The organism is Aeromicrobium phoceense, from assembly GCF_013868155.1.
GTDB classification, from domain to species: domain Bacteria; phylum Actinomycetota; class Actinomycetes; order Propionibacteriales; family Nocardioidaceae; genus Aeromicrobium; species Aeromicrobium phoceense.
The window spans coordinates 363,722-375,944 of sequence record NZ_JACEOG010000001.1 but is presented as its reverse complement, the minus strand read 5'-3'; the positions used below and the strand labels follow the sequence as shown (position 1 = coordinate 375,944).

The 12,223-nt window shown below is 70.2% G+C and carries 13 protein-coding genes; 6 read left to right on the top strand and 7 right to left on the bottom strand.

The features are described from left to right. Nucleotide 1: 1 nt before the first annotated feature. Together H1W00_RS01830 and dtd are read right to left on the bottom strand one after the other, a co-directional pair. A complete protein-coding gene (locus H1W00_RS01830) occupies nucleotides 2–1,105 on the bottom strand; it encodes an LCP family glycopolymer transferase (protein WP_181753121.1) in 1,104 nt (367 codons plus the stop codon). Between the two features lie 61 nt (nucleotides 1,106–1,166). Then, nucleotides 1,167–1,592, bottom strand: coding sequence for a D-aminoacyl-tRNA deacylase (gene dtd, locus H1W00_RS01825; RefSeq protein WP_181753119.1), 426 nt, complete (start codon nucleotides 1,590–1,592; stop codon nucleotides 1,167–1,169). Between the two features lie 48 nt (nucleotides 1,593–1,640). Here dtd and H1W00_RS01820 point away from each other — a divergent pair, with 48 nt between their 5' ends. Genes H1W00_RS01820 through H1W00_RS01810 form a run of 3 tightly spaced genes read left to right on the top strand, consistent with a single transcriptional unit; the run spans nucleotide 1,641 to nucleotide 4,778 of the window. Then, nucleotides 1,641–2,135, top strand: a complete 495-nt coding sequence (locus tag H1W00_RS01820) for a heme-binding beta-barrel domain-containing protein (protein WP_181753117.1) — start codon at nucleotides 1,641–1,643, stop codon at nucleotides 2,133–2,135. Further along, nucleotides 2,128–3,054, top strand: coding sequence for a CAF17-like 4Fe-4S cluster assembly/insertion protein YgfZ (gene ygfZ, locus H1W00_RS01815; RefSeq protein WP_181753114.1), 927 nt, complete (start codon nucleotides 2,128–2,130; stop codon nucleotides 3,052–3,054). The genes H1W00_RS01820 and ygfZ overlap by 8 nt, the downstream gene beginning before the upstream one ends. Beyond that, nucleotides 3,054–4,778, top strand: a complete 1,725-nt coding sequence (locus H1W00_RS01810; RefSeq protein WP_181753113.1) for a DEAD/DEAH box helicase — start codon at nucleotides 3,054–3,056, stop codon at nucleotides 4,776–4,778. The genes ygfZ and H1W00_RS01810 overlap by 1 nt, the downstream gene beginning before the upstream one ends. A gap of 16 nt (nucleotides 4,779–4,794) precedes the next feature. Here the strand turns inward: H1W00_RS01810 and H1W00_RS01805 are convergent, their stop codons facing one another. The 3 genes from H1W00_RS01805 to H1W00_RS01795 form a co-directional block, all read right to left on the bottom strand. Next, nucleotides 4,795–6,072 (bottom strand): endonuclease/exonuclease/phosphatase family protein, encoded by a 1,278-nt coding sequence (locus tag H1W00_RS01805; protein WP_181753111.1) that lies wholly within the window; start codon nucleotides 6,070–6,072, stop codon nucleotides 4,795–4,797. A gap of 68 nt (nucleotides 6,073–6,140) precedes the next feature. Next, nucleotides 6,141–7,649: an endonuclease/exonuclease/phosphatase family protein gene (locus H1W00_RS16720; RefSeq protein ID WP_181753109.1), complete on the bottom strand. Its 1,509-nt coding sequence runs from the start codon at nucleotides 7,647–7,649 to the stop codon at nucleotides 6,141–6,143. A 9-nt stretch (nucleotides 7,650–7,658) separates the two neighbouring features. Next, on the bottom strand, nucleotides 7,659–9,176 hold the full coding sequence (locus H1W00_RS01795) for an exonuclease/endonuclease/phosphatase family protein (RefSeq protein ID WP_181753107.1): 1,518 nt from the start codon (nucleotides 9,174–9,176) through the stop codon (nucleotides 7,659–7,661). A gap of 104 nt (nucleotides 9,177–9,280) precedes the next feature. On the opposite strand from H1W00_RS01795, the gene H1W00_RS01790 reads away from it, so the two are divergent. The 3 genes from H1W00_RS01790 (at nucleotide 9,281) to H1W00_RS01780 (ending at nucleotide 10,878) form a co-directional block, all read left to right on the top strand. Then, a complete protein-coding gene (locus tag H1W00_RS01790; protein ID WP_181753106.1) occupies nucleotides 9,281–9,664 on the top strand; it encodes a helix-turn-helix domain-containing protein in 384 nt (127 codons plus the stop codon). Beyond that, nucleotides 9,661–10,560, top strand: coding sequence for a hypothetical protein (locus H1W00_RS16230; protein WP_206679950.1), 900 nt, complete (start codon nucleotides 9,661–9,663; stop codon nucleotides 10,558–10,560). The genes H1W00_RS01790 and H1W00_RS16230 overlap by 4 nt, the downstream gene beginning before the upstream one ends. A gap of 66 nt (nucleotides 10,561–10,626) precedes the next feature. Beyond that, nucleotides 10,627–10,878, top strand: coding sequence for a DUF2516 family protein (locus H1W00_RS01780; protein WP_181753104.1), 252 nt, complete (start codon nucleotides 10,627–10,629; stop codon nucleotides 10,876–10,878). 18 nt (nucleotides 10,879–10,896) lie between these two features. Here H1W00_RS01780 and H1W00_RS01775 read toward each other — a convergent pair whose 3' ends face one another. Both H1W00_RS01775 and H1W00_RS01770 read right to left on the bottom strand, forming a co-directional pair. Then, nucleotides 10,897–11,823, bottom strand: coding sequence for an HAAS signaling domain-containing protein (locus H1W00_RS01775; protein WP_181753102.1), 927 nt, complete (start codon nucleotides 11,821–11,823; stop codon nucleotides 10,897–10,899). Then, nucleotides 11,823–12,155: a PadR family transcriptional regulator gene (locus H1W00_RS01770; protein ID WP_181753101.1), complete on the bottom strand. Its 333-nt coding sequence runs from the start codon at nucleotides 12,153–12,155 to the stop codon at nucleotides 11,823–11,825. The genes H1W00_RS01775 and H1W00_RS01770 overlap by 1 nt, the downstream gene beginning before the upstream one ends. Between the last annotated feature and the right edge of the window lie 68 nt (nucleotides 12,156–12,223).

Genomic DNA, 12,223 nt, shown 5'->3' with positions numbered 1-12,223 from the left:
GTCAGGAGACCTCTTCGGCGTCGGGCAGGACGTCGTCGGGGTACTTCTGCAGGTACTCCGCCATGCGGTCCTTGCTCAGCGCGGTGAACAGCTCCTCCATCTTGTCCGGCTGGAGCACCACGACGCTCCCGTAGGTGGGGTCGGTCTGGGTGCCCTGCACCGGGGCCGTCATGAACGTGACGTCGTCGGTGCGGATGCCGCGCAGCGACAGCGCGAGCTTGGCCATCGCCGTGCCCGACCAGCCCTCGTCGACCGTGAGGTTCTTGGTCAGCGCCGAGACCGTCTTGGTGAGCTTCGTCGGATTCGTGGTGACGCCCGAGCTGAGCATCTTGCCCATGAGGGAGCGCATGAAGTTCTGCTGGCGCTTGATCCGGTCGAAGTCGCCACCGGCGAGCCCGTACCGCGTGCGGACGTAGTCGAGCGCCTTCTTGCCCTCCAGGGTCTGCGTGCCTGCGTCCCACTGGATCTTCTGCTGGGGGTCGTAGAACGACTCCGGGATCGTCACCTCGACGCCGCCGACGGCGGACGACAGGTCCTTGAATCCCTCCCAGTCGATGATCGTCAGGTGGTCCATCTTCAGGCCGGTGAGGTTCTCCACGGTGTTGATCGCCGCGCGCGGGCCGCCGGCGCTGAACGCGGCGTTGATCTTCTCGGAGTGGTCGGTCTCGCCCTTCTCGTCGTAGATCGGGACGAACGAGTCGCGGGGCAGCGAGACGAGGTAGACCTTCTTCCGGTCCGCCGGGATGTGCACCACCATGAGCGTGTCGCTGCGGTACTTGCCGGTGGGCCAGTCGCCCGAGGCGGCGTCCTCGGCGATGGTGGTCTTCTTCGGCTGGCCCTCCTGGGGCTCGCCCTTGTCGGAGCCCAGCAGCAGGATGTTGAGTGCGCGGCCCTCGTCGGGGTCGGGCTGCTCCTCGATGACCTTGACCTTGTCGACGTCGTCGAGCTTGCGCTTGAGGTTCCAGGCGTAGGCCGAACCTCCCACGAGCGGCAGCAGCACGATCAGCACGGCCGCCCAGACGACGGCGGGGTGGCGCTGGCGGAAGGAACGACGGTTCGACGCGCGCGATCCGGGTCGCCGGACCGCTTCGGGTGCGTCTGTCACCGCTCACTCCTCATGGTTGTCACAACCTTTCCAGTATGACGGCCGTTGCTGAGAGGAGTTTTCAGGAATCCAACACGATCGTCACGGGGCCGTCATTGACCAGCTCGACCGCCATGTCGGCGCCGAAGACGCCGCGCTCCACGGGCACGCCGGCGCTCTCGACGGCGGCACAGAACGCGTCGTAGAGCGGCTCGGCCACGGGGCCCGGAGCCGCTGCGCCCCACGAGGGCCGGCGTCCCTTGCGGGTGTCGGCGTACAGCGTGAACTGGCTGATCGCCAGGACGCCGCCGCCGATCTCGTCGACCGACCGCTCTCCGGCCATGATGCGGAGCCGGGCGATCTTGGCGGCCAGCTGCCGTGCGTCCTCGGCGGTGTCCTCGTGGGTGACGCCCAGCAGCACCACGAGCCCCGGCCCGTCGAGACGGCCCACGGCCTCGCCGTCGACACGGACTTCGGCCCGGCTCACCCGCTGCACCACCGCACGCATGGCAGGAGCGTAGCGGCGCCTTCTCCGGCGGCCGATAGCATGGAACCCATGGCCTTCCAGATTCCCACCGACCTGCACCCCGAGCTGATGCCCGTGGCGTGGCTCCTCGGGACCTGGCACGGCAACGGCCGCGGCGACTACCCCACCATCGAGGCGTTCGGCTACGAGCAGGAGGTGGCCTTCGCCCATGACGGCCGGCCGTTCCTGCACTACTTCAGCCGCACCTGGATCACCGACGAGGCGGGGGAGCGCGTGCGCCCCGGTGCCCTCGAGACCGGCTTCCTGCGTCCCTCGGAGGAGGGCAGGGTCGAGCTGGTCCTGGCGCACCCGACCGGGTACGCCGAGATCTGGTACGGCGAGGTGGACGGTGCCCGGATCACCCTGGCCACCGACGTCGTGGCCCGCACCGTGACCGCCAAGGAGTACACCGCGGGACAGCGGATGTACGGACTCGTCGAGGGCGCGCTGATGTACGCCCACGACATGGCCGCCGAGGGGCAGCCCATGCAGTCGCACCTCTGGGGAAAGCTCGAGCGTGCGTAGCCCGCTGCTGGACCGCCAGGGCGCCGTCGACTCCAAGGGTCTCGACGCGGGCGTCGCGGCGCACTACGGCTCCACCTTCGCCGCCGAGCAGCGCTCGCTGCTGTCGGGCGAGGGCTTCGTCGACCTCTCCAACCGCGACGTCCTGCGGATCACCGGTCCCGACCGGCTGACCTGGCTGCACTCGCTCACCACGCAGTACCTCGAGGGCCTGGCCGCCGGTCGCTGGACCGACGTCCTGCTGCTCTCGCCCCAGGGCCGCATCGAGCACGACTTCAGCGGTGTCGACGACGGCGAGACCTTCTGGGCCCACACCGAGCCCGGTGCGGGCGCGGCGCTGGTGCAGTTCCTCGACCGGATGCGCTTCATGTCGCGCGTCGAGGTCGCGGCGGTCGACGACCGCTTCGTCGTCGGCCGGTACGCCGACGGCCTCGTCACCGAGCTCACCGACGACCTGACCTCCGTGCCGGGCACGCCCGTGGGCGTGCTGGCCTGGGAGGCGCTGCGGATCGAGGCGGGACGGCCCCGCTTCGGCCTCGACACCGACGAGCGCACGATCCCCAACGAGGTCGGGCTGCTCGGCTCGGCCGTCCACCTCGACAAGGGCTGCTACCGGGGCCAGGAGACGGTGGCCCGCGTCTACAACCTCGGTCGCCCGCCCCGCCGGCTGACCCTGCTCCACGTCGACGGCTCCGTCGACCACCTCCCGGCGCACGGTGCCGACGTCCTCCTCGGCGACAAGGTCGTCGGGCAGGTCGGTAGCGCCGCACGCCACCACGAGCTCGGGCCCATCGCGCTCGCGCTGATCAAGCGGAACACCCCGGTCGACGCCACGCTCCTCGCCGACGGCGTCGCCGCCGCGCAGGAACCGATCGTCGACCCCGACGCAGGCCTGCACGTGCGGGCCGGATTGAACCTGTGATGACCGAAGAGACCTCTTTCGACGACCTCGGTCTGGACGACTCGCTCGTCGCCGTGGTGCGCGGGCTCGGCTACGAGACGCCCAGCCCGATCCAGGCGCAGGCGATCCCCGCGCTGCTCAAGGGCGGCGACGTCGTGGGCCTGGCCCAGACCGGCACCGGCAAGACCGCCGCGTTCGCGCTGCCCATGGTCCAGCGCCTCGACCCCGGCTCGCCGCGCACGCAGGCGCTCGTCCTGGCGCCCACCCGCGAGCTCGCGCTGCAGGTGAGCGAGGCGATCCAGAGCTACTCCGCCGGCACGGGCCTGAAGGTGCTGCCGGTCTACGGCGGCCAGAGCTACGGCGCCCAGCTGCAGGGCCTCAAGCGCGGCGCGCAGGTCGTCGTCGGCACGCCCGGTCGCGTGATCGACCACCTCGACCGGGGCTCGCTCGACCTGTCGCACCTGGAGATGCTCGTCCTCGACGAGGCCGACGAGATGCTCAACATGGGCTTCGCCGAGGACGTCGAGCGCATCCTGGCCGACACCCCCGAGTACAAGCAGGTCGCGCTGTTCTCCGCGACGATGCCCCCGGGCATCCGCCGGCTCGCGAAGCGCTACCTGCACGACCCGCAGGACATCTCGACGCCCGAGGCCAAGCGCAGCACCACGAGCGTGCGCCAGCGGTGGATGCCGGTCTCGCACCACAACAAGCTCGATGCGCTGACGCGGGTGCTCGAGGTCGAGCAGGGCGACGCGATGCTGATCTTCGTGCGCACGAAGTCGGCCACCGAGGAGCTCGCCGAGAAGCTCCGCAGCCGCGGCTACACCGTGGCAGCGCTGAACGGCGACCTCGCCCAGGCGCAGCGCGAGCGCACCGTCGGCCAGCTCAAGAGCGGCGCGATCGACATCGTGGTGGCCACCGACGTGGCCGCCCGCGGCCTCGACGTCGACCGCATCACGCACGTCGTCAACTACGACATCCCGCACGACCCCGAGGCCTACGTGCACCGCATCGGCCGCACGGGCCGCGCCGGCCGCTCGGGCGACGCCATCGTGTTCGTCACCCCGCGCGAGCGCCGGATGCTGGAGTCCCTCGAGCGCGTCTCGGGCCGTCCGGTGGAGCAGATGCCGGTGCCGACGCCCGACGAGGTCAATGCCCGCCGCGCCGACCGGTTCGCCAGCTCGATCACGAACGCCATGGGCGATCCGCAGTTCAGCGTCTACCGCGGCCTCGTCGAGCAGTACGCGCAGGAGCACGACGTCGACATGACCGACATCGCGGCCGCGCTCGCGGTGATGGGCCAGGACGACAAGGAGTTCTTCCTGCGTCCCGACCCGCCGCAGGAGAAGCGGGCCCCGCGCGAGCGCAGTGAGCGCGCCCCGCGTCCCACCTCCGACGGCATGGCCTCCTACCGTCTGGCGGTCGGCAAGCGCCACAAGATCCGGCCCGCGATGGTCGTCGGCGCGCTCGCGAACGAGGGCGGCCTGAAGCGCTCGGACTTCGGCAAGATCACGATCGGGCTCGAGCACACGATCGTGGAGCTGCCGGCCGACCTGCCCGACGCGGTGTTCGACCAGCTGGCCGGCACCCGCATCTCGGGCCGCAAGATCGACATCCAGCCCGACGCGGGCCGTCCCGGCGGCGACCGCAAGCGTCCGCCGTCGAAGCCCTACGCCAAGGGCGCGGGCAAGCCGTACTCCAAGCCCGACGCGAAGGACAAGAAGCCCCGCCACAAGAAGGGCTGAGGCCGGCGCGCCCGGGTCAGGAGATCTGGGCGCGCACCAGCAGCGGGTGGTGGTCCGAGGGCAGCGGGGCCACGAAGCGGCCGCCGGACATCAGGCCCACGTTGGCCCACTGCACCACGCGCGACCGGCCGGGGCGCACCCAGACCTTGTCCACGTGGTCGCCCCACGTCACACCGACGACGGGCTGGGTGGACCAGCGCGGGTTGGCGGTGTTGAAGTGCTGGCGCGACACCGAGCGGGCCTGCTCGTAGGCGTCGTAGAAGCCGTTCGCGTGCATCACGGACTCGAGCCGGCTGTTGCCGGCGCGACTGCGGTTCGTGTTGAAGTCACCGATCAGGACGACGGGCAGGTTGTGCATCCGCTTGCCCCACCAGGCGAGCTGGCCGTTGAGGTCGGAGAAGATCTTCGAGGTCTGGGAGGCGCGGACTCCGGCGTTCGAGCGGGCCTCGTCGACCTTGAGGTGCACGCCCACGAAGACCGCGGCCTGGCCGCTGGCCCGGTGGCGCAGGACCGTCCAGGGCGCGTCCTTGCCCTCGGGCTCGGCGACGCCGTCGAGCGGCAGGACGCACGGCTCGACCCGCACGTCCTTCCTCGCGACCGGGTCCCACGTGGTCTCGCACTCGGACGACTGCTGGGTGGCCGACAGTCGCTGCGTCACCTGCTCGAAGGCGGCGGTGCGGTAGAAGATGCGGTTGTCCTTGCCACCGAGGGTCTCGGTGTAGCCGGGGATCTGGGCGCCCTTCCACTGGCTGGCCTCCTGGACGGCCAGGACGTCGGGCCTGATCCGCTGGACCTCCCGGACCACGAGGGGCATCCGCGAGCTCCAGCGGCTGCACGCGTTCGAGCAGACGTTGTAGCTCATCAGCTTGTAGGCGGGGTACCGCTTGGTGCTGAGGGACTTCGATGCGGCGGGGGTCACGCGGGCGATGCGGGCCGACCGCTTGCCGGCCTTGGAGCCGTTCACGGCACGCACTTGGATCCAGACGGTGCGGTTGCGGCGCAGCTTCGTGATCGTCGCCCGCCGGGACTTCGTGGTGACGCGGGCCTTCTTGGCCTTCAGGACTCCGGCGCGGGAGCCCGCGGCGAAGACCTGGTACTTCTTGGCTCGCGTGGCCTTCGGCCAGGTGATCGAGACCTTGGCGTACTTCTTGCCCCCGGACTCGTACGTGGCGGCGCCGGTGACCGACACCAGGCCGACCCCGCCGGGCGTCTTGGAGGCCGCCTCCGCGGGCGTGCCGAGCGTGGCCGCGGTGAGGACGGCGATCACGGAACAGGCGAGCAGGCGAAGACGCATGGTCGAGAGCCTAACCGCCGGATGTCACTTCAGTCACATCGTTTTCGCCATGAGGACAGGGCCGAGCGTCAGTTGAGCGTGCCCGGCGCGACGTCCTCGTCGATCTCCGCGGGCACGGTGACGACCTCGCTGGGCTCCTTCACGAGCTCCTCGTCGTCGCGCTCGAGGGCCACGGTGGCGCCGATCATGTTGTGGTCGGACAGCCACGGTCCGACGTAGGTGGTGCCGCTCAGGCTCGCCCACTGCTTCCACGCCGGGACGGCCCACTGGTCGGACACGTAGATGTGGTCGACGTGGTCGGCGGACATGATCGCCGAGTCGCCGCGGCGGCTGCCGGTGTTGACCTGGGCGTTCTCGGTCTCCTCGGCGACCTCGACGGAGTCGCGGTACCCGTTCGCGCGCACGATCGGGCCGACGGTGTCGCCGTTGCGGTGCGTTCCCGAGTTGAAGTCGCCGGCCAGCACGACGGGATCGCCCGCGGGATTGACCGAGGCGAGGCCACCCATCAGGGTGCGCATCTCGGAGGCGCGCTGGCCGGTCTTGTTGTGGCCGCTGAGCAGGTGGACGCTGACGACGACGAACGGCCGCTCGGTCTCCCTGTCCTCCAGACGCGCCCACGTGGCCCAGCGGCCGTGGCCCAGGGACCAGCGCCCGCCGGCGAGCTGCTTGAACTTCTCCGGCGAGTAGAAGAGGTAGCGCGAGTTGCCGCCGCCCTGGGCCATCACGAGCCCGCGCGGGCCTCCGCTGAAGGCCGCGTTCGTGGTGGGGCCGACCCGCTTCCCGCCCGCCTCCTGGACGGCCATGATGTCGACCTCGGCCGCGTGGACCTGCGCGGCCTGCGGGCCGCGGCGGCCGCCGAAGCCCGAGCACGCCTCGGCGCAGATGTTCCACGAGCCGATCGTGAACTCCGACGCCTCGGGGGGAGTGGTGACCTTGATCGGCGGCCCGAACTCGCTGACGCCGGCCTCGCCGACGGCACGGACGCGCACGTAGTAGGTCTTCTCGGGCTTGAGCGAGGTGGTGGCGAAGGCGGTGCCGCCCTCCTTCAGGCGCCGGACCTTGCGCGGCAGCTCGCGCTTGGAGTGGGACACCGCGACGTCGTAGGTGGTGGCGTAGGCGGCGCGCTTCCACTTCAGCACCGCGCCGTCGGGCGCCGTGAGCTTCACCTTCGGCTTCGCCGGCACATGGGGCAGCAGCGTGACGGTGCCCTCGACCGCCATCTCGGTGTCTCCCTCGTCGACGGCCTCGACGCGGTAGCTCACGCGGCCCTTGGGGTCGGCGGCGTCCGGCGCGGGCAGGACCGCCTGCGGCTGGGTGGTGATGAGGGTGCGCGTGGGCTTGGTCAGGTCCTCGCCGAGGCTGACCCGGTACTCGCTGCCGTTGCCGGCCCACGCCAGCGACACCTCGCGGGGATCGACGTCGACCGAGGTGACCTTGAGGTACGGCTCCTCGAGCCCCGCCAGCTCGACGACCGGGCCGCGGCCCTCGGAGTCGGTGGTGGCGGCCAGCAGGCCAGCGAACCCGGTCAGCGCGACGCCCGCGCCCACCAGGCACACGGAGCGAAAAAGACCGGCCACGTGGGCATCCTACGGGGTCGCGACGACCAGCCTCGCGACGACGGGATTGTGGTCGGACGGGAACGGCGTGGAGTACTCGCGGCCGGTCTCGGTCTGGATGAAGTTCGCCGGCATGGACCACGCCTCGACCGTGATTCCCGAGCTCGGGACGAAGATCGCGTCGACGTGGTGACCGTTCGACTTCGGCACCGGCACACCCGCGTTCGCGCTGTTCAACTCGGCGTTGATCGCCGAGCCGGCGAGGCCGAGCGAGTTCACGATGCCGTGGCGCGCGAAGCGCTGGGTGGGGGCGTCGAAGCCACCGGGGTAGTTGTCCTGGTTCGCGTTCGACTCGTTCGAGTTGAAGTCCCCGCCCCACACCACCGGGAGGCGGTGCGGGTTGAGGGCGTTGACCTTGGAGATCAGCCGCGCGGTCTGCTTGAGGCGGAGCTCGTCACGAGCGGCGCCCTTGTGCGGCTCGAGGTGGGCGTTGGTGACGATGAAGGCGGTCCCGGTCTTCCGGTCGCGCAACAGGTTCCACGTGGCGTACCGGCCCGTGGCGGAGTCCAGCGTGAGGCCGCCACCGCCGAGTGCGGTGAACCGCGACGACCGGAAGTAGATCGTCTTGGCGCTCTTGTAGGCGCCGCGGGTGAAGCCGGGCAGTTGCGTGTGGAAGGCGGTCCGGGTCGCCGACTCCTGCGTCACCACGACGTCGGGGGAGCCCGACCGGACGACCGCGCCGGCCAGCGGCTTGCGCACGGCCCACGTCGGCACGTTGCGCAGGAACCACGCGCCGCTGTCGGCACTGCGGCACCTGTCCTCGCCGCACAGGTTGTACGTCGCGACGGTGACCCGCGAGGGGACGGCGGCCAGCTTGGTGCGCGTGACGGGACCCCACGCGCCCTTGACCTTCCCGTTCACGCCACGGACCCGGGCGTGGTAGGTCATGCCGCCGTTGAGGCCGTCGATCTTGGCGCCGAGGCCCTTGCGGCCCGCCTGGACGACCCGGCCGCTGAAGCGGTGGTTGGTCGACAGCTGGATCTCGTAGCTCGAGGCGCTCCTGACCTTCGACCAGTGGTACGACAGGTAGTGTCCACGGCCGCCCACGACGCGGTTCGCGGTGCCCTTGCCGACGCGCAGGTTCGCCTTCTTCCAGCGCGTGGCGGCCTTGTACTTCCCGCGGTAGGACGTGAGGCGGTAGTAGAAGTCGGTGCCGGAGTTGGGCCGCAGCGCCCGGAACGTGATGGAGTTCCGGCGCGTCTTGACCTTGCGGATGCAGGACCTCGCGCGCGGAGCGGTCTTGACGCAGATCGCGACTTTCTTGGCGCGGGCGGGACGCGCCCAGTGGATCGTGAGGGTCGACGTGCTGGTCTTCGCTCGGATCTTCGTGACCTTGGCGGGCTTCTTCGGGGCGGCGTCCGCAGCGGCGGCGGGGGCGATGAGGAGGGTGCCGGTGAGGGCGAACGCGAGCAGGGCCCGGTGGAGCAAGGAGGTCATGGAGAAGCGGGCTGGGTCGAAGGTGCGGCCGCCCGAGAGCACATCGGCCACCACAGGCTAACGCGAGCCCCACCCGTTTCACGTCTTTTCGCCCCGTCGTGTCCGTTGCATCACACTTGCTTGCAAATGCTAACTTTTGCAAGCACGCTGGAGACATGGGAAAGCTGAACGTGTCGGGAAGCGTCGGGTCGGCCGTGGGGTCGCTCGGCGAGTACCTGCGCGACCAGCGCACCCAGGCGCAGATGTCGCTGCGACAGCTGGCCGAGCTCGCGGACGTCTCGAATCCGTACCTCAGCCAGATCGAGCGAGGTCTGCGCAAACCGTCCGCCGAGGTGCTGCAGCAGATCGCGAAGGCACTGAGGATCTCGGCCGAGTCGCTCTACGTCCGCGCCGGCATCCTCGATGCCGAGCAGTCGGGAGCGCCCCTGGTCGAGGACGCCATTGACCGCGATCCGCGGTTGACCGCACGCCAGAAGACGGCGCTGCGGGACATCTACCGTTCGTTCGTCGGAACCGCAGACCTCGAGGAGAACCCATGAGCATCACCGACACCATCAACGCCCAGATCAAGTCCATCCTGGACGACATCGCCGCCCTGCCGTCCACGGTCAAGGGCTTCGACGTGAGCACCCTGCAGAAGAAGGCCGAGACCCTCGCGCAGACCGCTCTCGGCTCGGCCACGGCCGCCTACTCCGACCTCGTGAAGAAGAGCGACGTTTTCCGCGTCCTGGCCAAGAGCCTGACCGTCGACGACGTCCGCACGGCCGCCGAGGACTTCTCGGCCCGCGCCGAGGCCTTCGTCGCCGAGCTGCGCGGCAAGGTCGAGGACGTCAAGGTCGACGACCTCAAGAGCGCCGTCGACGACTTCCGTGAGAAGGCCGACGACCTGGTCGACGACCTCAAGGGCAAGGCCGAGGAGATCATCGACGAGCTCACCGCCAAGGCCGAGGACCTGACCGGCAAGGCCGCCGAGGCCGTCGAGGACGCCACCGAGAGCGCCGGCGCGGCTGCCGCGTCGTTCGCCAGCTCGGCCCGCATCCGCAAGGCCACGGCGCCGACCGGCACGAAGAAGGCCACGCCGGCCAAGAAGTCGAGCACCTCGGCCGCGACCGCTGCGAAGAAGGAGTCGGCGGCGAAGAAGACCGCCGCCAAGAAGTCGACGGCGAAGTCCACCGCGGCGAAGAAGTCGACGGCGGCGAAGTCCACCACCGCCAAGAAGGCCTCGACCGCGAAGTCCACGACGGCCAAGAAGGCGCCGGCCACGAAGTCCGCTTCCACCGCGACCGCCAAGAAGACCTCCGCGGCCAAGAAGACGACGCCGGCCAAGAAGGCCACGGCGACGAAGTCCGCCGCCGCGAAGAAGGCGCCGGCGAAGAAGGCCTCGACCTCGTCGACGACCACGTCGTCCACGGGTGCGCCGAGCACCTCGGCCTGACCTCGTCCCGCAGAGAATCCACGGTGGGCACCACCTCAGGGTGGTGCCCACCGTAGTCTTCCCCCCATGGGTTTCGTGACCGGACTGATCTGGTGGGTCTTGATGTGCACCAAGGTCTTCGCCCTGGTCGACTGCGTCCGCCGCAAGCCGTACGACTTCGAGATGGCCGGCACGCTGCCCAAGAACATCTGGCTGGTGATCCTGCCGCTGTCGATCTTCGTCGACATCGTCGTGCGCCAGCCGATCAGCATCCTGCCGCTGCTGGGCACCGTCGCCGCGCTGGTCTACCTCGCGCAGACGCGGGGCTCGGGCTACTGACCCTCGCCCCGCGCACGCTCACCCGCGGCTGCGGGCGTACGCCTTGCGGAAGCCGTCGAACGCCTCCCACAGGCTGACCAGGCCCACGCCCACCGCGATCCCGTTCATCGCCTTCTGCGTGACGTCGGCGTCCCACCCCAGGTGGGTGACGAGGTCGGGGTTCACGATGGCCCCGTCGAGCAGCAGCACGATCGTGGGCACGGCGAACATCAGGGTGAGCCCGAGGTTCGCCCACGCCGCCGGCCAGGTCCAGCCGGTGCGGTGGATCCACAGCAGGTGACCCAGCTCGAGCGCCAGGGTCAGCAGCACGAGCGGCAGGTACCAGGACCACAGGTCCGGGTCGGCCATCGGGATCCGCTCGCCGTCGGCGAAGAACGGCGAGCCGAAGTGCTGCCACACGATCAGAACCGCGAAGATCGGCAGGAAGACCAGCCCGGCGACGAGGTCGGCGGTGCCGGCGCCCGCGTCGGTCTCGGGCAGCTGGTCGACCGACCAGGTCTCGACCTCGGCCTTCGTCCCCGTCCACTCCAGGACCACGAACACGAGGGTCGTCCAGAAGACCAGGTGCACGATCATCTCGAGCATCATCCACACGCCGCCGCCGATGATCGACCCGATCGGGTCGCCGTCGAATGCGTCGACGATGACGACGACCGCGGTGACGATCGGTGCCACGACCGCGACGAGGATCGTCGTGAGACGCAGCCACGGGAAGAACAGCCGAGGACCGATGAGCACGGGCTCGCGCCCCGTGTAGTCGACGGCCACGCGCAGCGGGTCGCCGAGCTCCTCGAGGGCCTCGCGCTCCGCGTCGGGCGTGCCGCCACGGGCGGCGACGGTGTCGCCGATCCGCTCGCGCAGCTCGGCGGCGACCTCGGTGCGGGTGCTGCCCGGCAGCCAGCGGGTGGCTGCGTGGACGTACCGGTCGGTCAGGGTGGTGGTCATCAGCTTCCTCCGGAGGTGAGCCGCCCCAGGGCGGTGTCGATCTCGTGCCAGTCGGCCAGCAGGGCCTCGGTGAGGCGCTCCCCGGCTTCGCTCGTGCGGTAGAACTTCCGCGGCCGTGCCTCGTCGGTGTTCCACTCGCTGGTGAGCAGTCCCTGCTTCTCGAGGCGTCGCAGCAGGGGGTAGAGCGTGTTGCCGTCCACGGCGATGCCCGCCGCGGCCAGCGACTCGAGCAGGCCGTAGCCGTACCCCGGCTCGCGCAGGCTCAGCAGTGACGCGAGCACGACGGTGCCGCGGCGCAGCTCCTGCAGGTGTTGCTGGGTCAACTCGTCCATGCGTCACACCATAGTGTGTGTCACACACTATGCGCAAGACGCACAGGTTGTTTCACGGTGGGGAAACG

Coding starts and splice junctions, on each gene's coding strand:
- H1W00_RS01805 (WP_181753111.1), bottom strand. CDS start 6,072: ATGCGTCTTCGCCTGCTCGCCTGTTCCGTGATCGCCGTCCTCACCGCG.
- H1W00_RS01790 (WP_181753106.1), top strand. CDS start 9,281: ATGGGAAAGCTGAACGTGTCGGGAAGCGTCGGGTCGGCCGTGGGGTCG.
- dtd (WP_181753119.1), bottom strand. CDS start 1,592: ATGCGTGCGGTGGTGCAGCGGGTGAGCCGGGCCGAAGTCCGTGTCGAC.
- H1W00_RS01780 (WP_181753104.1), top strand. CDS start 10,627: ATGGGTTTCGTGACCGGACTGATCTGGTGGGTCTTGATGTGCACCAAG.
- H1W00_RS01770 (WP_181753101.1), bottom strand. CDS start 12,155: ATGGACGAGTTGACCCAGCAACACCTGCAGGAGCTGCGCCGCGGCACC.
- H1W00_RS01810 (WP_181753113.1), top strand. CDS start 3,054: ATGACCGAAGAGACCTCTTTCGACGACCTCGGTCTGGACGACTCGCTC.
- H1W00_RS16230 (WP_206679950.1), top strand. CDS start 9,661: ATGAGCATCACCGACACCATCAACGCCCAGATCAAGTCCATCCTGGAC.
- H1W00_RS01775 (WP_181753102.1), bottom strand. CDS start 11,823: ATGACCACCACCCTGACCGACCGGTACGTCCACGCAGCCACCCGCTGG.
- H1W00_RS01820 (WP_181753117.1), top strand. CDS start 1,641: ATGGCCTTCCAGATTCCCACCGACCTGCACCCCGAGCTGATGCCCGTG.